Genomic DNA, 19716 nt, shown 5'->3' on the forward strand with positions numbered 1-19716 from the left:
CCCATGCTTTCCAACCCTAACATCGATCTGGTTTCGCGCTTTCTTCGCTTGCCTCTGGAACAGCGCCAGCAGTTTTACCAACGCCTGCAGAGCCGCGGCATGAGCTTCGCCCAACTGCCGATTGCCTCAATCCGCGAGGACGGCCAGCACCTGCCGTTGTCCTACGCCCAGGAGCGCCAGTGGTTCCTCTGGCAGTTGGACCCGGACAGTGCCACTTACCATATCCCCGGTGCCCTGCGTTTACACGGCCGCCTCGACTTGGCGGCGCTGCAACGCAGTTTTGACAGCCTTCTGGCTCGCCACGAAAGCCTGCGCACCTGCCTGGTACAGGACGGCGAGCGTCTGCTGCAAAACGTAGTGCCCGAGGCGCGTATCGAAATACACCAAGCCGGTGTCGACGAACAGCAATTGATGGCGCACGTCGAAGCCGAAGTCGCACGGCCTTTCGATTTGCAGGCGGGGCCGTTGTTGCGCGTGACCTTGCTGCAACTGGCCGAAGATGAACATGTATTGGTGATGGTGCAACACCATATCGTCTCTGATGGCTGGTCGATGCAGGTCATGGTCGAGGAGTTGGTGCAGTTCTATGCCGCGCACAGTCAGGGCCAGGCTGTGCAACTGCCGGGCTTGCCGATTCAGTATGCCGACTACGCCTTATGGCAGCGCAGCTGGATGGAGGCCGGGGAGAGGGCCCGTCAATTGGCCTACTGGCAGGACCTGCTGGGCGGTGAACAGCCGGTACTGGAATTGCCCATCGACCATCCACGTCCGGCGCAGCAAAGCCATCGCGGTGCCAGCCTGCAGGTGCATTTGCCGGCGGAGCTGGTGGCCGGTATCAAACGCCTGGCCCAACAAGAGGGCGTGACCCTGTTCATGCTGTTGCTGGCCTCGTTCCAGACCCTGCTGTTTCGCTACAGCGGCCAGTCGGATATCCGCATCGGCGTGCCGAACGCCAACCGCAACCGCGTGGAAACCGAGCGACTGATCGGCTTTTTCGTCAACACCCAGGTGCTCAAGGCCGATCTTGATGGGCAGATGACTTTTGCCGACCTGCTGCAACAGGCCAAACGTCGCTCCCTGGAAGCCCAGGCGCATCAAGACCTGCCGTTTGAACAGCTGGTGGTGGCGTTGCAACCCGAACGCAGCTTGAGCCATAACCCGCTGTTCCAAGTGATGTTCAATCACCAGACCGACGCTCAGGGCGGGCGCGGCGGCCAGCAATTGCCCGGCCTGCGGGTAGCGGAGTTGGACTGGGAGAGCCGAACCACGCATTTCGACCTGAGCCTGGACACCCATGAGTCTGTCGAAGGTATCTGGGCGGCATTGACCTATGCCACCGACCTGTTCGACACCGCCACCATCGAGCGTTTCGCGCAACATTGGCAGAACCTGCTTCAGGCTGTGGTCAGTGCATCGCGCAGTCGCCTTTGTGAGCTGTCGATGCTCGCGGCGCCAGAACAATGGCGGATGCTCAATGAGTGGAATGCGCCTGCCACTGTCGCGCCCGCCCAAGCGGTGCACCGGTTGTTCGAGGCCCAAGCGCGCAACCATCCGACACGCCAGGCACTGGTCCTGGATGACCAGGCGCTCAGCTACAGTGAACTGAACCGGCAGGCCAATCGACTGGCGCACTACCTGATCGCCGAGGGCGTCGGCCCGGAAGTACTGGTGGGGATTGCGGTCGAGCGCTCCTTGGCCATGGTGGTCAGCTTGCTGGCGGTGCTCAAGGCGGGTGGCGCCTACGTTCCGCTTGACCCTCAATACCCTCGCGAACGCCTGGTGCATATGCTTGACGACAGCGGCGTGCGTCTGGTGTTGACCCAATCCCACTTGCGTGATCGCTTGCCATTGCCGGCACATCTGGCGGTGCTCGATATTGACCAGGCCGACGCGCAGTTGGCGCAGTGTGCCGAAGACGACCCTCGCACAGCATTCGAACCGCGCAGCCTGGCGTATGTCATCTACACCTCCGGCTCCACCGGCAAGCCAAAAGGCGTCGCCATCAGCCATGCAGCGCTGAGTGAATTTGCCGGCATCGCGGCCAAGTATTCGCGTCTGGTGGCGAACGACCGCGTGTTGCAGTTCGCAACCTTGAATTTCGACGGTTTTGTCGAGCAGTTGTACCCGGCCCTTACCCTCGGTGCCACGGTGGTGCTGCGCGGCCCGCATTTGTGGGATGGCGCTGGTCTGTACCGGCAGATCATCGGCCAAGGCATCACCCTGGCCGACTTGCCGACCGCGTATTGGAAGCTGTTCCTGCAGGATTGCCTGGCGGCGGGACCACGGTCATATGGCGCGTTGCGTCAAATTCATATCGGCGGCGAAGCCATGCCACTGGACGGCCCCGAGCAGTGGCGTCGCGCCGGCCTGGGGCATGTTCGCCTGCTCAACACCTACGGGCCGACCGAGGCGACCGTGGTGTCCAGCGTGCTCGATTGCAGCGATGACAACACCGTGATCGGCGCGGCGGCCAGCCCGATTGGTCATGCGTTGCCAGGCCGGGCCCTGTATGTGTTGGACGGTGACCTCAACCTGTTGCCGGTCGGTGCTGTGGGCGAGCTGTACATTGCCAGCGCCAGTGGTTTGGCCCGTGTCTACCTGCAACGTCCGAGCCTGACCGCCGAACGTTTTGTCGCTGACCCGTTCAGCAGCGCAGGCGAGCGTCTTTATCGCACCGGCGACCTGGCGCGTTATCGCGCGGACGGGGTGATCGAATACGCCGGTCGCGTCGACCACCAAGTGAAAATCCGTGGTTTCCGTATTGAGTTGGGCGAGATCGAGGCATTGCTGTCGGGCCAGGAAACGGTTCGCGAAGCCTTCCTGCTGGCAACCGACAACCAACTGGTGGCTTATCTGGTACTGGCGCAACCGTTGTCCCCAGAGGAACACGCTGGCGCCGCTGAAACGCTCAAGGCCACCTTGCGCGACCAGTTGCCCGATTACATGGTGCCCGCGCACCTGATCTTCCTCGACCGCATGCCGCTGAACCCCAACGGCAAGCTCGACCGCCAGGCGCTGCCCAAACCCGATGCCAGCTCAGTGCAACAGGCGTGGCAGGCACCGGTGACGGCGCTGCAACAGCAGGTGGCGGCGATCTGGGCCGATATCCTCGGTGTCGAACGCGTGGGCCTGACGCATCACTTCTTTGAACTGGGCGGGCATTCCCTGCTGGCCATGCAAGTGGTTTCGCGCATTCGCCAGGCGCTGCACCTCGAAGTGCCGCTCAAGTTGCTTTTCGAGCAACCCCGCCTGGATGGGTTTGTCGCTGCATTGACCGTCCAGGATATCGCGGCACCGAAGGCGCCAGCCCTGGTGCCGGTCGGGCGCGACCAGCCCTTGCCGCTGTCGTACGCCCAGGAACGCCAATGGTTCTTGTGGCAACTGGAGCCGCAAAGTGCCGCGTACCACATCCCCAGCGCCTTGCGTTTGAAAGGACAGCTTGACCTGGATGCGCTGCAACACAGCTTCGATGCGCTGCTGGCCCGGCATGAAAGCCTGCGCACCCATTTGCACCAGGACCACGACCGCACGGTTCAAGTCATCGAGCCGCACGTGTCGTTACAGATTGTGCGTGCTGATGTGAATGAAACCGAGCTCAAGGCACGGGTAGAAGGCGAGATCGCCCAGCCTTTCAATCTGGAATCAGGACCTTTACTGCGGGTTTCGTTGCTGCGCGTGGCCGTTGATGAGCATGTGCTGGTGCTGGTGCAGCATCACATCGTCTCCGATGGCTGGTCGATGCAATTGATGGTCGAAGAGCTGGTGCAGCTCTATGCCGCTTACAGCCAGGGTCAGGCCCTGCAACTACCGGCGTTGCCGATTCAGTACGCCGACTACGCGGTGTGGCAGCGCACGTGGATGGATGCGGGCGAGAAAGAGCGCCAACTGGCCTACTGGCGCGGCATGCTGGGTGGCGAACAAAGCGTGTTGGAGTTGCCATTCGACCGTCAACGCCCGGCGGTACAAAGCCACCGGGGCGCACGCCTGGCATTCGAGTTGCCCAGCGCGTTGACTCAAGGCCTCAAGGCCCTGGCCAAGCAGCAGGAAGTGACCCTGTTCATGCTGCTGCTGGCCTCGTTCCAGACGTTGTTGCATCGCTACAGCGGCCAGGAAGAGATCCGGGTCGGAGTGCCGGTCGCCAACCGCAATCGCAGTGAGACCGAACGCCTGATCGGCTTCTTCGTCAATACCCAGGTGCTCAAGGCGGATATCCATGGCCAGATGAGCGTCGAACACCTGTTGCAGCAGACCCGCCAACGCGCACTCGAGGCCCAGGCCCATCAGGACCTGCCCTTCGAGCAACTGGTGGAGGCGTTGCAGCCCGAGCGGAGCCTGAGCCACAACCCGTTATTCCAAGTAATGTTCAACCACCAGACCGACGTCGGCCAGGCGCAGGTCCAGCATCAGTTGCCGAAGCTTTCGGTGCAAGGGCTGGCGTGGGACAGCAAGACCGCGCATTTCGACCTGGACCTGGATATTCAGGAGTCCACTGAAGGGATCTGGGCCACCCTCGGCTATGCCCAGGATCTGTTTGACGCCAGCACCGTGCAACGCATGGCGCGCCATTGGCAGAACCTGTTGCAGGGCATGGTGACCGACCCACGGCAGCCCCTCAGCCAGTTGAACCTGCTGGATGATGTCGAACGGCAACAGATTCTCCAGCTCTGGGACCGCACCGATTCAGGCTTCCCGGCCCAGCGCCTGGTGCATGAATTAGTGGGCGACCGCGCGAGGGGAAACCCGGACGCGGTGGCGGTGAAATTTGGCGAGCAACACCTGACATACGGTGAGCTGGACAGCCAGGCCAACCGCCTGGCCCATGCGCTGATCGCTCGTGGCGTCGGCCCGGAAGTGCGTGTGGCGATTGCCATGCCGCGCAGTGCCGAGATCATGGTGGCGTTCCTGGCGGTGATGAAGGCCGGGGGCGTCTACGTGCCGCTGGATATCGAATACCCGCGTGATCGCCTGCTGTACATGATGCAAAACAGTCGCGCCCGACTGCTGCTGACCCACAGCAGTGCGTTACAGCAACTGCCGATTCCCGACGGCCTGGATAGCCTGGCGATGGATCGTGTCGATGACTGGATGGGTTACAGCGACGCTGCACCCAACGTGACACTGGACGGCGACAACCTCGCGTACGTGATCTACACCTCTGGCTCCACCGGTTTGCCCAAAGGCGTGGCGGTGTCCCACGGCCCCTTGGTGGCGCATATCATCGCCACCGGCGAGCGTTATGAAACCTCGCCAGCCGATTGCGAACTGCACTTCATGTCGTTCGCCTTCGACGGCTCCCACGAAGGCTGGATGCACCCGCTGATCAATGGCGCCAGCGTGCTGATTCGCGATGACAGCCTGTGGTTGCCGGAATACACCTACGCGCAGATGCATCGCCATAACGTGACCATGGCGGTGTTCCCGCCGGTTTACTTGCAGCAATTGGCCGAGCATGCCGAGCGTGACGGCAACCCGCCGGCTGTGCGGGTGTACTGTTTCGGCGGTGATGCGGTGGCGCAAGCCAGCTACGACCTGGCCTGGCGTGCGCTGAAGCCAACCTACCTGTTCAACGGCTACGGCCCGACCGAAACCGTGGTCACACCACTGCTATGGAAGGCCCGTCGTGGTGATCCCTGCGGTGCCGTTTATGCACCCATTGGCACCCTGTTGGGCAATCGCAGCGGTTACGTGCTGGACGCGCAACTCAACCTGCAACCCATCGGCGTGGCCGGTGAGTTGTACCTGGGCGGCGAGGGCGTTGCGCGGGGTTATCTGGAGCGTCCGGCACTCACCGCCGAGCGTTTCGTACCGGACCCGTTCGGCAAACCCGGCAGCCGTGTGTACCGCAGCGGCGACCTGACCCGTGGCCGCCCGGATGGCGTGGTGGATTACCTGGGTCGCGTCGACCATCAGGTGAAGATCCGTGGTTTCCGTATCGAATTGGGCGAGATCGAAGCGCGGCTGCGCGAGCAGGACAGCGTCGGCGAGACCGTGGTGGTGGCCCAGGAAGGGCCGAGCGGCAAGCAGCTTGTCGCCTATGTGGTGCCGCTGGACCCGATGCTGATCAAGGACGCCGTGGCGCAGTCAACCTATCGCGAAGCCCTGCGCCGTGCTTTGAAAACCCGCCTGCCGGACTACATGGTGCCCACGCACCTGATGTTCCTTGAACGCATGCCGCTGACGCCGAATGGCAAGCTTGATCGCAAGGGCCTGCCGCGCCCTGATGTCAGCCAGATGCAGCAAGTATACGTGGCGCCGCAGAGCGAGCTGGAGCAGAAAATCGCCGCCATCTGGTCTGACGTATTGCGCGTGCCCCAAGTCGGCTTGCACGATAACTTCTTCGAATTGGGCGGGGATTCGATCATCTCGATCCAAGTGGTCAGCCGTGCCCGCCAGGCTGGTCTGCGTTTCACGCCCAAGGACTTGTTCCAGCACCAGACGGTCCAGAGCCTCGCGGCCGTGGCCCGTGAAGGTGAGGGCGCGGTCGTGCTGGATCAATCGCCGCTGTCGGGCGAATTGTTGCTGCTGCCTATTCAGCAAGCGTTTTTTGCCGATGACATCCCCCAGCGCCATCACTGGAACCAGTCCGTGGTGCTCCAGCCGCATCAGGCGTTGCAGGCACCGTTGCTGGTCGCTGCGCTACAGGCGTTGATCGTGCATCACGATGCATTGCGTATCGGTTTCGTACAGGACGCTTCGGGCTGGAGCGCGGCGTATCGCGGGCCGCAGCAGCATCAGGCTGAACAGGTTCTGTGGCAGACCACGTTGAATACCGTCCAAGAGCTGGACGCCTTGGGCGAGGAAGCCCAGCGCAGTCTCGACCTGAGCGAAGGGCCGCTGCTGCGGGCGGTGCTCGTGGACCTGGCCGATGGTTCCCAGCGCTTGCTGCTGGTGATTCATCACCTGGTAGTGGATGGCGTCTCCTGGCGCATTCTGCTGGAAGACCTGCAAACAGCTTATCGCCAGATTGCCCAAGGCGCTCCGTTGGCGCTGCCCGCCAAGACCAGTGCGACTCGCGCCTGGGCCGAGCGTTTGCAAACCTATGCCCGCAGCGCTGCACTGGAACAGGAACTGACCTGGTGGCAGACGCAGTTGCAAGGCAGCCCCACCGGCCTGCCGGGAGCCGATCCGCAGGCCAGCTTGAGCAACCGGCATGCGTTGAGCGTGACCACCCATCTGGACCAGGCATTCACCCGGCGCCTGCTGCAGGACGCCCCCAGCGCCTACCGCACCCAGATCAACGACCTGCTGCTGACGGCACTGGCTCGCGTCATTGTGCGCTGGACCGGTGAAGAGTCGATGTTGATCCGTCTGGAAGGTCATGGCCGCGAAGACCTGTTCGACGAAATCGACCTGACCCGTACCGTCGGTTGGTTCACCAGCCTCTATCCCCTGAAGTTGGTACCGACCGACTCACTGGCCGGCTCCCTCAAGCAGATCAAGGAGCAACTGCGGGCAATTCCCGACAAGGGCCTGGGTTTTGGCGCCTTGCGTTACCTGGGCACTGCCGAGGCTCAACAGGCCTTGAGCGAGTTGCCGCGCCCACGTATCACCTTCAATTACCTGGGCCAGTTCGACGGCAGTTTTGACGGTGCCGAGCAAGCAGGGTTGTTTACACCCTCCGGCGACGGCAGTGGTGCCGAGCAAAGCGCCGAAGCGCCGTTGGGCAACTGGCTGGAAATCAACGGTCAGGTCTACGGTGGCGAATTGAAGTTGAACTGGAGCTTCAGCCAGCAGATGTTCGATGAAGCAACCGTGCAACGTCTGGCCGATGATTACGCGGCGCAGCTCAGGGCGTTGATCGAGCACTGCTGTGACAACCACGGGGTGACGCCGTCGGACTTCCCCCTGGCACGCTTGTCCCAGGCGCAACTGGACACCTTGCCGGTGGCGGTGGCCGACGTCGAAGACCTGTACCCGTTGTCGCCCATGCAGCAAGGCATGCTCTTCCAGTCGCTGTATGGCGAGGGCTCGGGTGACTACATCAACCAAATGCGCATTGATGTCGAAGGCTTGGATGTGCCGCGCTTCCGCCAGGCCTGGCAGGCGGCGGTCGACAGCCACGAGATCCTGCGCAGCGGCTTTCTCTGGCAGACCGAGCTTGAGCAGCCCTTGCAGGTGGTCTACAAGCAGATGCGCATGCCGTTTACCGAGCTGGATTGGCAAGGCCATACCGACAGCAGCACGGCACTCGGCTGCCTGGCCGAGTCGGCACGGGCCCAAGGCTTCGAGTTGGAGCAAGCGCCGTTGATGAGCTTGACGGTGGTGCGTACAGGGTCGTCCAGTTATCACCTGATCTACACCAACCACCACATCCTGATGGACGGATGGAGTGGCTCGCAGTTGTTTGGCGAGGTCTTGCAGCATTACGCCGGCGAGCCGCTGCGCGCGCCCATTGGTCGTTACCGCGATTACATTGCCTGGCTGCAGGCGCAGGATAAATCGGTCAGCGAAGCCTTCTGGAAAGCGCAACTGGTGAACCTGCAGGAGCCGACACGTTTGGCCCGTGGCCTCCAGACCCAGCCAATCGAGGCGCTTGCGATCAACGGCGAGCACCGTTTAAGCCTGAACGCAGACCGGACCACTCAGCTCAAGGCTTTCGCCCAACGCAACAAAGTCACCCTCAATACGCTGGTGCAAAGTGCCTGGTTGCTGCTGCTGCAGCACCACACCGGGCAGGCGACCGTGGCATTTGGTGCCACCGTGGCAGGCCGCCCGGCGCAGTTGCGCGGCATCGAACAACAGGTGGGCCTGTTCATCAACACCTTGCCCGTGGTTGCCACGCCGGATGCTCAAATGTCGGTCAGCCAATGGCTGCAGCAGATCCAGGCGCAGAACGTACGCTTGCGAGAGCAGGAGCATACGCCGCTGTTCGAGATCCAGCGCTGGGCCGGGCAGGGGGGCGAGGCACTGTTCGACAGCATCCTGGTGTTCGAGAACTACCCGGTTTCCGAAGCGCTGGAGCAAAGTGCACCATCGGGGCTGACGTTTGGCGCCGTTCACAGCCTGGAGCAGACCCATTACCCATTGACCGTCTTGCTGGGTATCGGTGAAACCCTGGGCCTGGAGTTCAATTACGACCGACAGGCGTTCAGCGCGGCGCATATCGAACAACTGGCCGAGCACTTCCAGCAGTTGTTGCAGGCAATGGCGGTGGATGGCACCCAGCGCCTGGCAACCCTGCCTTCGCTGGGCACTGCCGAGCGCGAAACGGTATTGCACACCTGGAACGCCACGGCTGAAGACTACCCTGTGCACCTCGCCGTGCATCAGATGATCGAGGCCCAAGTGTTGCGCACACCGCACGCACCGGCGCTGGTATTTGCCGGGCAGGTACTGAGCTACACCGAACTGAACCATCGGGCCAACCGTTTGGCGCATCGTCTGATGGCCGCCGGGGTCGGGCCGGACGTGCTCGTCGGGCTTGCCGTTGAGCGTTCCATCGAAATGGTCGTCGGTCTGCTGGCAGTGCTCAAGGCGGGGGGCGCGTATGTGCCGCTGGATCCGGAATACCCTCGGGATCGGTTGGCGTACATGCTGCAAGACAGTGACGTGAAGTTGCTGTTGACCCAGGCGCACCTGCTGGAGCAACTGCCGACCCCGCAGGGCGTGCACAGCCTCGTACTGGAGGAGGGCGATGGCTGGTTGCAGGCCTACTCCGGGCAGAACCCGCAGGTCGTCGTCGACAGTGAAAACCTCGCCTATGTGATCTACACCTCGGGTTCCACCGGCCAACCCAAAGGGGCGGGCAACCGTCACTCGGCCCTTACCAACCGTCTGTGCTGGATGCAGCAGGCGTATGGCCTGGATGGCACGGATACCGTTTTGCAGAAGACGCCGTTCAGTTTTGACGTGTCGGTGTGGGAATTCTTCTGGCCGCTGATGACCGGGGCGCGCCTGGTGGTGGCCGCGCCGGGCGACCATCGTGACCCGGCCAGGCTCGTGAGCCTGATAGAGGCCGAGCAGGTCACGACGTTGCACTTTGTGCCAGCCATGCTCCAGGCCTTCTTGCAGGAGGCCACTGTTGGGTCATGTCACAGCCTGCAACGGATTGTGTGCAGCGGTGAGGCATTGCCCGTGGATGCGCAGCAACAGGTGTTTGCCAAGTTGCCACAGGCGGGCCTGTATAACTTGTATGGGCCAACCGAGGCCGCGATCGACGTGACCCACTGGACCTGTATCGAGGAAGGTGCGGATGCGGTGCCGATAGGCAAGCCAATCGCCAACCTGGCCTGCTACGTGTTGGACAGCAACCTCGAGCCGGCACCGGTGGGTGTGTTGGGCGAACTGTATCTGGGCGGCGTCGGTCTGGCGCGGGGCTACCACCGTCGGCCAGCGCTGACCGCCGAACGTTTCGTGACCGACCCATTCGGCAGTGGCGGCCGTCTGTATCGCACGGGAGACTTGGCGCGCTATCGCGACGATGGGGTCATCGAGTACGCCGGGCGCATCGACCACCAGGTCAAGCTGCGTGGCTTGCGCATCGAGTTGGGTGAAATCGAAGCGCGCTTGCTGGAGCACGAATGCGTGCGTGAAGCAGCAGTGCTCGCGGTGGACGGCACGCACCTGGTGGGGTACCTGGTCCTGCAGGCGGCGAGCGACGATTGGAAAGCGCAAGTGGCCTCGCACCTGGCGGCGCAGTTGCCTGACTACATGGTGCCGGCCCAATGGGTGGTATTGACGCAAATGCCGCTGAGCCCCAACGGCAAGCTCGATCGCAAGGCGTTGCCCAAGCCTGAGGCGCAGGTTTCAGAGGCGTATCAGCCCCCGCAAAGTGTAATCGAGCAGCAGGTGGCGGCGATCTGGAGTGACGTCCTGGGTGTTGAGCGCATAGGACTGAACGACAACTTCTTCGAATTGGGCGGTCACTCCTTGCGGGTGCTGATGCTCAAGGAGCGAATCCGTAAAGTCAGCGGTGTCGGTTTGTCCGTCAGCCAGTTGATGCTTAACCCAACGATACGCGGGCAGGTCAATTGCCTGCAGGGCGAAGCGCGCAGCTCGTCGATCGTCAAGCTCAATAGCCAGACCGAAGGTACGCCGTTATTCATGTTCCACCCAAGCTTCGGCTCGGTGCACTGCTACACCGCGATTGCCCTCGCACTCCGGGAGCAGCGTCCGGTGTTCGGGGTGATCTGTCGTGCATTGGCAGAGGAGGGGGTAGAGGTGCCCGAATGGCAAGCCATGGTCGAGGATTACGCCGGGCAACTGCTGTCGGCTCAACCTCAAGGTGCCTTCCGCCTGGCAGGCTGGTCACTGGGTGGCAACCTGGCGATGGAAGTTGCCTACGTGCTGGAGCAAGCGGGGCGCGACGTCGAGTTTGTCGGCTGGATCGACTCCGCGCCGCCGCAATGGCTCAAACCTTATTGGGAGGCAGTCGTTATCGAGGAAGACCGTGAGGTCTCGGCCAATGAGCGGCGTGCAGCTTTGCTGGGGGTGATGTTCCCGGCATTCGCTGAGCAGATTCAGGCCGCCTGGCAGCAGTGCCAGCGGGATGGCGACGATGAGGCCGGGCAGTGGCAAGGCTTCGTCGGCTGGGCCGAGCGGACCTTGGGCGATGCCTTTATCGGTATCAAGGAGGAGTTGCTGCGTGGTAACGAGGCGCAGATCTCCTGGGAAATCGACCGCGCGCTCAGTGAGCGTCTGTCTGCGGCGGACTTCAAACCGATCAAAGCCCCCGTCAGTTGCTGGTGGGCCTCGATGAGTCGCGCCGGGCAGTTCAAGGACCTGATCGAGCAGAGCATGGCAGACATCCTTGTCCAGGGGCGCATCGAGCGTTCAGTGATGATCGGGACCGATCATGACGGGATCATCGACAGCGCCGAGTTCATCAGTAGCCTGGTGGCCGCCATGGCATAACGCGCCAGTTAACGAAAAAAACCGGATCATGGATCCGGTTTTTTTGCGCCTGGTTTCGGTGGGAGCAAGGCATGAAAAAGCCCGATGAAGCGTGACTTTCATCGGGCGTCTGATTGATCGGCCTGGGGAGATCAGGGGTTACATCAGAAGTCCCAACGGGTGCTGAACATCACGTTGCGCGGCTCACCATAGGCCGCCGAGTTATAGAAACCCACGTTGGTGTAGTAAGACTTGTCGAAGATGTTATTGACGTTGACGGTCGCCGACAGGCTCTTGGTGATCTGGTAGCGGGTCATCAGATCAACCAGCCAGTAGGCTTCCTGAGTGATGTCCTGGTTGCGGTTGAGCGGGGAGTTGTAGATTTCGTACCAACCCTTGCTCTGCCAGCGCAGGCCGCCGCCGATGGTGAACTTGTCGAGGTCGCCCTTGAGCTTGTAGGTGGTGTTCAGGTTGACCTGATGCTCTGGTTCGAAGGTGGAGATCTTCTTGTCATCTGCGTCCCGCACGATCTTGTGGGTGTAACCACCCTGCAGCTGCCAGCCCGGGGCCAATTCGCCGGAAATTTCAGCCTCGTAACCCTTGGTGACCGCCTTGGAGCTCTTGAACGCATAGTTCTGCGGGGAAGGAGTCTGGTTATTGTAGGCATCGTCCGGGATGGCGCGGTTGTCTTCATGCACCTCGAAGTAGGCAAGGCTGCTGTTCAAACGGCCGTCGAAGAATTCGCCCTTCAGGCCGATCTCGTAGTTCTGCCCCTCGTCCGGTTCCAGCAACGTCTGGTTGCGGTCCTTGTAGGTGCTTTCCTGGGGCTGGAAGATGTCGGTGTAGCTGGTGTACACCGAGAAATTCTCGTTCAGGTCGTAGATCACACCGGCATACGGCACGAACCGCCCGGTTTCCTTGTAGGACGGGTTCAGGCCAGTGACGTGGTAGTTGGCGATACGACCACCGAGGATCACGTTCAGGTCATCCATCACGTTGAAGCGCGCGGTCATGTAGGTGCCGGACTGACGGATGGTGTCGTCGGTGTGTTGCTGCGCAGGGCCATAGATCGGCCGGTCGATCTTGCCGTTCCAGTTGTAGAAGTCGACGGTGTTGCCCTGTGGCCAGGTTGGCGACCAGTAACCCTTGCCTTTCCAGTGCGAAGTACCGATCGAGCCACCGATGACCAGTTCATGCTCGCGGCCGAACAGGCTGAAGGGCCCGGTGGCGTAGAGGTCTGCAGAAGTGCTTTTGGTGTCGCCGGTGTATTTCTGTCCGTTGATCACCGCACTGCCATCGGCCTGCGGCTCAACGAACTGAATCGAGCCGAGGTCGGCATGGTAGCTGTTGATCTTGTGGTCAAGCTGGAACTTGGTCACCCAACCGTCACCCAGGTCATGTTCGAGCATGGCAAAGGCGGTACGGGTGTTTTGCTGCCAGGAACTCCAGGTAGTGCCGTTGTTGTAGGAGCGGGACATCTTGTTGATGCTGCCGTTGGAGTTCACCAACGGGAAGGAACCGGACCAGCTGGAGCCTTTGGGCGTGTTGTCCTGGTAGTCGAAGCCGACCGTCAGCATGGTGTCGGGCGACAGGTCGAATTCGGTAATTCCGTAGTAGGTTTCGGTTTTGCGCGAGTAGTGGTCCATGAACGAGTTCTTGTCCTGGTACGCCGCTACCGCACGGCCCCGGACATTGCCGCTTTCGGTCAGCGGGCCGCTCACATCCACTTCGCTGCGATAGTTGTCCCAGGAACCGGCGCCCAACTGCACGTGGCCCTTGAACTCCGACGTCGGCTTCTTGCGGATCAGGTTGATCGTCGCGCCCAGTGAGCCTGCGCCGTTGAGCAGACCGGTGGCGCCTTTGAGCACTTCGACGCGGTCATAGATCGCCATGTCGCTCAGGGTATTACCGGCCGAATAGCCGACGTTGCGCACGGTGGACGGAATACCATCGTATTGGAAACTGTTGACCGAGAAACCACGGGAATAGTAGTTGGTACGGTCAGTGTCATAGGCCGAGACGGTGATGCCAGGTGTGTGGCGCATTACGTCATCAACGCTGTTGAGGCCGAAGTCCTCGATGTGTTGACGGGTAATCACCGTGATCGACTGCGGGGTTTCCCGCGGTGTCAGGGTCAGCCGCGTGGCCGTGGCGATGGTGCCCGGCGTGTAGGAGCCGGAGCCCTCGGTGATATTGCCCAGCACGTTGCCGGTCACTTGGGTCGGGCTCAGTTCCAGGCCGGCGGTAGCACCGGCGGCGGTGACGGTCAGGGCGTTACCGCTGAGGCTGTGGGTGGTTGACGTGCCTGCCAGCAGCGTGTTGATGGCCTGCTGTGGATCCAGTTTGCCTTTGACCGCCTTGCTGTTCTTACCTGCCACGTCGGTCGGGCTGTACAGCACTTGCATATTGGCCTGACGGCCGAATTCCTGCAGTGCACTCCCCAGTGCCTGTGCTGGAATATCCAACTCGATCTCCTGCGCCTGCACATAGCCGGCGACCGGAAGCGATACCGCAAGGGCAAGCGCGCTCGGAAGGAGGTTGATGTTCAGGGCCCGACGCATGGTTAGCGCTTTGCTCAGTGGGCTGAGACCGAGTCGTGCTGACATGGATGTTTTCTCTTCTATATTTTAAGTGGGCAATTTTTAGTGTTTATTGAGGTTAGTTCTCATTACCACTAGTGAGACGTTCCTACTTTGGAAAACCGGAAAAGAAAGTTTCATGCGGGTTCCATTTCGTGCACCACCTGGCCCGCGCGCAGGCGTACCCGCTGATCGGCGATGTCGAAATAACGGTCGTCATGGCTGATTACGATGATGGTCTTGCCCAGGCGCTTGAGGTCCGGCAGCAGCTCGGTATAGAAAATCCGGCGGAAGGCCGGGTCCTGATCGGCGGCCCATTCGTCGAACACCAGCACCGGGCGTTCCTCCAGCCATGCGTTGACCAGTGCCAGGCGCTTGCGTTGGCCGGTGGACAGGTCGGTGGTGCTGAACACGCCGTCCTTGACGCTGACCTTGTGCGCGATCTCCAGGCGTTCCAGGTATTTGGTGGCACTGTCCAATGACTGGGTGGCGCTGCCCTGGACCAGATCGTCGAACAGGTAGTAATCGGCAAACACCGTCGTGAACAGCTGGCGATAGTCATCGCGCTCGGGGTCCGTCACCGCCTTGCCATTGAGCAGGATCTCACCGGACTGCGGCGGGTACAGGCCCAGCAACAGCTTGATCAAGGTGGTCTTGCCGCTGCCGTTTTCACCGACGATGAACACGATGTCGCCCTGGGCGATGTTCAGGTTGATCGGTCCGAGATGGAATGGCTCGCTGCCTTCTACCGCCGCTGGGCTGTAGCTGACGTTGCGCAATTCCAGGCTGTTGACGATCGGGGTGGGCGCCTCGCTGTCATCCATCAGCAGGTGCGGCTCAGGGGAGGAGAAACGCTCCGACAACTCGCTGATACGGCCAAAGGCAATTTTCGCCTTGCCCACCACCGGCAGGTAACCCAGCAGATGTTCCAACGGGCCTTTCATGTACAGCAGCACCAGCACGAAGCCGGTGATCACCGTCGGGTCGGGGTTCGGGTTGTACGCCTGCATCGCCAGGGCCAGGCCGATGACCACGAAGAACAGCATCGAACCAAAGGTCTTGGCGAGGATGTAGATGTTCACGGAGCGCACCTGAATATCACTGATGCGGTCGGCCGTTTCCTGGATGCGGTGGGTGTTCATGCGAAAGCGTCGCGGCCGGTGCATGCGCAGCTCCTTGGCCCCGGAAGCGATGGCATTGTAGTAACGCTGCAACTCATCTTCATGGCTGCGTGCCAGGTCGAAACCCTGGATGCCTTTGCCGCCGGCGATAAACTGCACGGCGCTGCCGATCACGATGGCCACCACCATCATCAGGAACATCGGCACTGACAGGTAGGCCAGGTAGCCGAGGCAGCCCAGCGTCACCGTGGCGGCAATGGCCAATGGCGTGAACGCGAAAGAGAAGTCGCTGATGGTGTCGACGTCATGGGTCAGCACCGGGATGAGGCGGTGGGAGCGGTAACGTTCGATTTGGCCGATCGGCGCCGACAGCACTTTTTCGCCCAGGTCTTTGCGCAGCGCCGCGATGATCCGTTGGCCGACGTAATTGGTGCCGATGTCGGAAATGATCGAGCTGACCAGCGCCAGCACGCACAAGGCTGCAAACGTCAGGATTACACCCTGGGTCATGCCTTGGGGCGAATGCAGGGCGTTATTGATCGTCGCCAACAGCAATGTGATGGCCAGGCCGCCGGCCATGCCCAGGGCGACGGAGACGGTCACGATGGTGCGAAAGGGCCTGAGCAATGCGAGCAGACCGTTGAAGGCGCCGCGCTTGGGGTCGGTCATAAATACTTCCCGGAAAGTGAAAAAGAGGGGCTGGGCACACAGACCCTTACCCATGACAAACGAAGGATTGGCGCGACTATTTAGCTCGACGTGCCCGACGGTGTTGGTGGCGGATAAATTGCGCGGTGGCTGGTTCGTTCTTGTGGTGTAGGCGCACGCGTATCGGCGCGTGCCTGATCTATCCAGCGAGAGCGAAACAATGACGAAAAAGAATCTGGTGTACGTGTGGTCCCTGCGCAATGCTGCGGCCGATAAGGCCGGGCAGCCGGTGGCCTACAAGGACCACGAGCGTTACATGATGTCGGTGCTGGAATCTTTGGCGGGGGCACTCAACGACACGCCGCTGGGCGAGGCCTACAACCTGGTGGGCGTGGTGTATGACGACGATGAGCAGAATCCGCGGGACCAGCAACTGGTCAGCGACTACGGCTTTGCCTACAAACCTGGCCGTCAATGGTTGTATCCGGCCGACCTGCGGGTGCAGGGTCGCCTTGTCAATGATCTGCTGCTGAGCGTGCCGTCGACCTATCGGCGGCTGCCGCGGGGCAGCGCGGAACACATCGCCGGCAAGCAGGATTTCGAACGCCGACTGCACGACACGCTGGTGGAGTTGAAGGCCGACATCGTGGTGCTCGACGGCTTGCTGGTGATCCTGGATGAACTGGTGCGTCCGGGCGCGCCATTTGCCCGTCGCATCATGAACATTCACCCAGGCATTACCCGTATCGAATCGCCCTACGAGCGCCGTGGCGCCTACGCGACCTGGAGCGCCTTGTACGGCGCGCGTGGGCTGACGATCACGGACTGGGCGACCAAGGCCACGACGCCGTCGGAGCCGCTGTACCTCACTGGCGCGTCTTTCCACTACGTGGACAACGGCATCGATTCGGGCGAAGTGTTCCACGACGTGCTCAAGACCGAGATCTCGCCTGAGGACACCATCCTCGAGTTGCGCTGGAACAACTTCAACAACAGCCTGTTCCCGGCGCTGCATGAAGGGTTGGCGTTATTGGCACAAAAGGGAATCTAAAGCAGCCACGGTTAAAAATGTGGGAGCAGGCCCGCTCCCACACGGGATCTGAAGTGCGCCCCAAAAGTTGGACAGTTGTTGGTTAGGCTACAGCGGACTTGACCCTATAGGCTACAGGGCTCAGTCCGCCAAGCTTCACTTTGATTCGTTTATAGTTGTAGTAATGGATGTACTCATCCAACCCAGCTTGCAACTGTTCCACGTTGTCGAAGTTTTTTCGGTAGTAAAATTCTGACTTCAGTGTGCCGAAAAAACTCTCCATTGTGGCGTTGTCATAACAGTTTCCTCTGCGTGACATGCTTTGCTCCAGCCCCGCCTTTTCCAGTCGCTCTCGGTATTTTGAGTGTCGGTAATGCCAGCCCTGATCCGAGTGCAGCATAGGCTTAGCCCCCTCAGGTAAGCGTTGAAGAGCTTTTTCCAACATCTCGCCCACCAAAGCATATTGGGGGCGCATGGCCATCTGATAGGCCACAATCTCGCCGTTGTACAAATCTAAAACTGGAGATAAGTACATCTTCTTGCCAGCCACTTTGAACTCGGTGACATCAGTTACCCATTTCTGATTCGGTTTCTCAGCCTCGAATTGACGAGCCAGTGTATTGGGCGATACATCTCCCATCGGTCCGTTATACGACCGGTATTTCTTTGGTCGCACGGTGCATTTCAGACCCAGCTCCCCCATCAGCCGACGTACCGTTTTCCCGTTGATCTGTGGTCGTTCTTTACGAAGCTCTAAAGTCATACGACGATAACCAAGACAGCCCATATGCTCATTCTGGAGGTTCTGGATAGCTGCTTTGACCGAGGCAAACCGGTCTGCAACGCCCATCGCTTTGAGTTGGTAGTAGTACGTGCTTCGCGCAAGGCTCACCAGCTTGAGCAACTCACTCAAGGAAAACTCTTGCTTAAGCTCACTGACTAATCGGGCTTTTTCTTCTGTTCTTTCTCCCGCCTCATCACTGCCTCGCCTAACTCCCCAAGCTTTTTTAGGTAGGCGTTCTCCATGCGCAGATACTTGAGCTCATCGAGCAACGTCTTGTGTTCGGGCTCAGGGGCAGTGATTGGGGCAGAAGATTTACGTGGTTTAATGGGTGGCTTAGACATAACGGTACACAGTCCTTTTTTCCCTGACTCCAGGGCTTCAATGCCGCCACTGTAATACTGCTGCTGCCATCTGCCCACCTGAGTGGAGTTACCCAAATTGAAAAGCGCCGCTGCGCGGCGTAAGGAAAGGGAGTCACGCCACATGCGTTGTAGGACGGAGAACTTGAACAAGGCGGAGTAACGTTGGCCGGTGGTGCTCAAACTGGCCTCACCGTGCAATCGATACGCCTCGACCCAGCGACGAAGCAATGTAGGGTCCATTTGAAATTGAGCGGCGATACGGCGAAAGCCTCGGCCTTTCTCAAGGAAAGTGGTAATAGCGGATAGCTTGAACTGCGTCGTGTACTTACTCATGAAAAATACGCCCCAAGAATTGGATGGGTGTCCAACTTCTGGGGCGCACTTCAATCTCCTGCGCTACTACAGGTCGCGCACTACCCTGAACCCAATCCAATCCCCCCGCGTCTGCGGGTAGATGTTATTGCGGTTGCCCGAGCGCGAAAACACCGGTGCTTCACCCCAGTCATTGCCCCGGATCATGTAGCCCTCGCAGTTAGGCTCCATCCAGGCGCTGCCGTCGGTAGGCGCGCCAATGTAGTTGGGGTGCTCGCAGTCGGCGACCCGCTCGTAGACGTTGCCATGCATGTCGTACATGCCAAAGGCATTTGCCGGGTAACTGCCGACCGGTGACGAGTAACTGTACCCGTCGGCAGGGCCATAGGTGTTGGCGTGCCTGGCAATGCTGTAGTCCTTGCCCTCATCGAACGGGAAGGGGAATGGCCCGGTGGAGCCGGCGCGCGCGGCGTACTCGCGCTGGGCTTCGCTGACCATGTGGTACTGCTGGCCGGTCTTTTTCGACAGCCAGGCCACATAGTTTTTGATGTCGTCCATGTCCATGCACACCGCCGGTTGGCGCGGGCCCTGGGGGTAGCGCGGTTTGCTGGCGATGCATTCACGGCCGGGGCGGGTGTCGCCGTCGGCGATCTTCACGCCGGTCTGGCGCACATAACTGTCCCATTCACCGGCGGTGATATGAAAGCGGCTCATGGCGAACGGCTTGGCGAAGGTCACGTCGTGCATCGGGCCTTCGTCCGGCTCGCGGCCGACCTCGTCGTCCGGCGTGCCCATGGTGAAGGTGCCGGCGGGCAACACCACCATTTCCGGGCAGTCCTTGCAGTCCTTGAACACTTTGCCGGGTTGCGGCGCGGCAGCCTGGGCCAGGTTGGGCAGCAAGGCACTGCACAGGGCGGTGAGTGCCAGGGCCGTGAGGGGGTTGTTCATGTGGGCCTCTCATTCAAGGGGGAAAAAGTGGGCTTCACACCCGTGGGTTCAGCAAAGTCATGAGGCGCTGGATCTCATCGGAGGAATTAAGCAGGCCGGA

At 60.8% G+C, this 19716-nt stretch carries 5 protein-coding genes and 1 pseudogene; 2 read left to right on the plus strand and 4 right to left on the minus strand.

Going from position 1 to position 19716, the window contains the following annotated elements; all coding sequences use genetic code 11:
* Positions 1 to 3: 3 nt before the first annotated feature.
* A complete protein-coding gene (locus tag LVW35_RS11305; RefSeq protein ID WP_233895537.1) occupies positions 4 to 11853 on the plus strand; it encodes a non-ribosomal peptide synthase/polyketide synthase in 11850 nt (3949 codons plus the stop codon).
* A gap of 143 nt (positions 11854 to 11996) precedes the next feature.
* Here the strand turns inward: LVW35_RS11305 and LVW35_RS11310 are convergent, their stop codons facing one another.
* Entirely contained in the window at positions 11997 to 14438 is a 2442-nt protein-coding gene (locus tag LVW35_RS11310) for a TonB-dependent siderophore receptor (RefSeq protein ID WP_233895538.1), read from the minus strand.
* Between the two features lie 110 nt (positions 14439 to 14548).
* The gene (locus tag LVW35_RS11315; protein ID WP_233895539.1) at positions 14549 to 16201 is read right to left on the minus strand and encodes a cyclic peptide export ABC transporter; all 1653 of its coding nucleotides are present in this window, start codon (positions 16199 to 16201) and stop codon (positions 14549 to 14551) included.
* A gap of 199 nt (positions 16202 to 16400) precedes the next feature.
* Here LVW35_RS11315 and LVW35_RS11320 point away from each other — a divergent pair, with 199 nt between their 5' ends.
* Positions 16401 to 17231, plus strand: coding sequence for a N(5)-hydroxyornithine transformylase PvdF (locus tag LVW35_RS11320; protein WP_233895540.1), 831 nt, complete (start codon positions 16401 to 16403; stop codon positions 17229 to 17231).
* 82 nt (positions 17232 to 17313) lie between these two features.
* Here LVW35_RS11320 and LVW35_RS11325 read toward each other — a convergent pair.
* Positions 17314 to 18689, minus strand: a pseudogene (locus tag LVW35_RS11325) (IS3 family transposase).
* A gap of 66 nt (positions 18690 to 18755) precedes the next feature.
* Complete coding sequence (gene pvdO, locus LVW35_RS11330) at positions 18756 to 19616, minus strand: dihydropyoverdine dehydrogenase (protein WP_233895542.1); 861 nt, start codon at positions 19614 to 19616, stop codon at positions 18756 to 18758.
* Positions 19617 to 19716: the final 100 nt, after the last annotated feature.

Origin of the sequence: Pseudomonas sp. HN11, from assembly GCF_021390155.1 — a bacterium.
Lineage (GTDB): Bacteria > Pseudomonadota > Gammaproteobacteria > Pseudomonadales > Pseudomonadaceae > Aquipseudomonas.

Coding starts and splice junctions, on each gene's coding strand:
- LVW35_RS11315 (WP_233895539.1), bottom strand. CDS start 16,201: ATGACCGACCCCAAGCGCGGCGCCTTCAACGGTCTGCTCGCATTGCTC.
- LVW35_RS11320 (WP_233895540.1), top strand. CDS start 16,401: ATGACGAAAAAGAATCTGGTGTACGTGTGGTCCCTGCGCAATGCTGCG.
- pvdO (WP_233895542.1), bottom strand. CDS start 19,616: ATGAACAACCCCCTCACGGCCCTGGCACTCACCGCCCTGTGCAGTGCC.
- LVW35_RS11310 (WP_233895538.1), bottom strand. CDS start 14,438: ATGTCAGCACGACTCGGTCTCAGCCCACTGAGCAAAGCGCTAACCATG.
- LVW35_RS11305 (WP_233895537.1), top strand. CDS start 4: ATGCTTTCCAACCCTAACATCGATCTGGTTTCGCGCTTTCTTCGCTTG.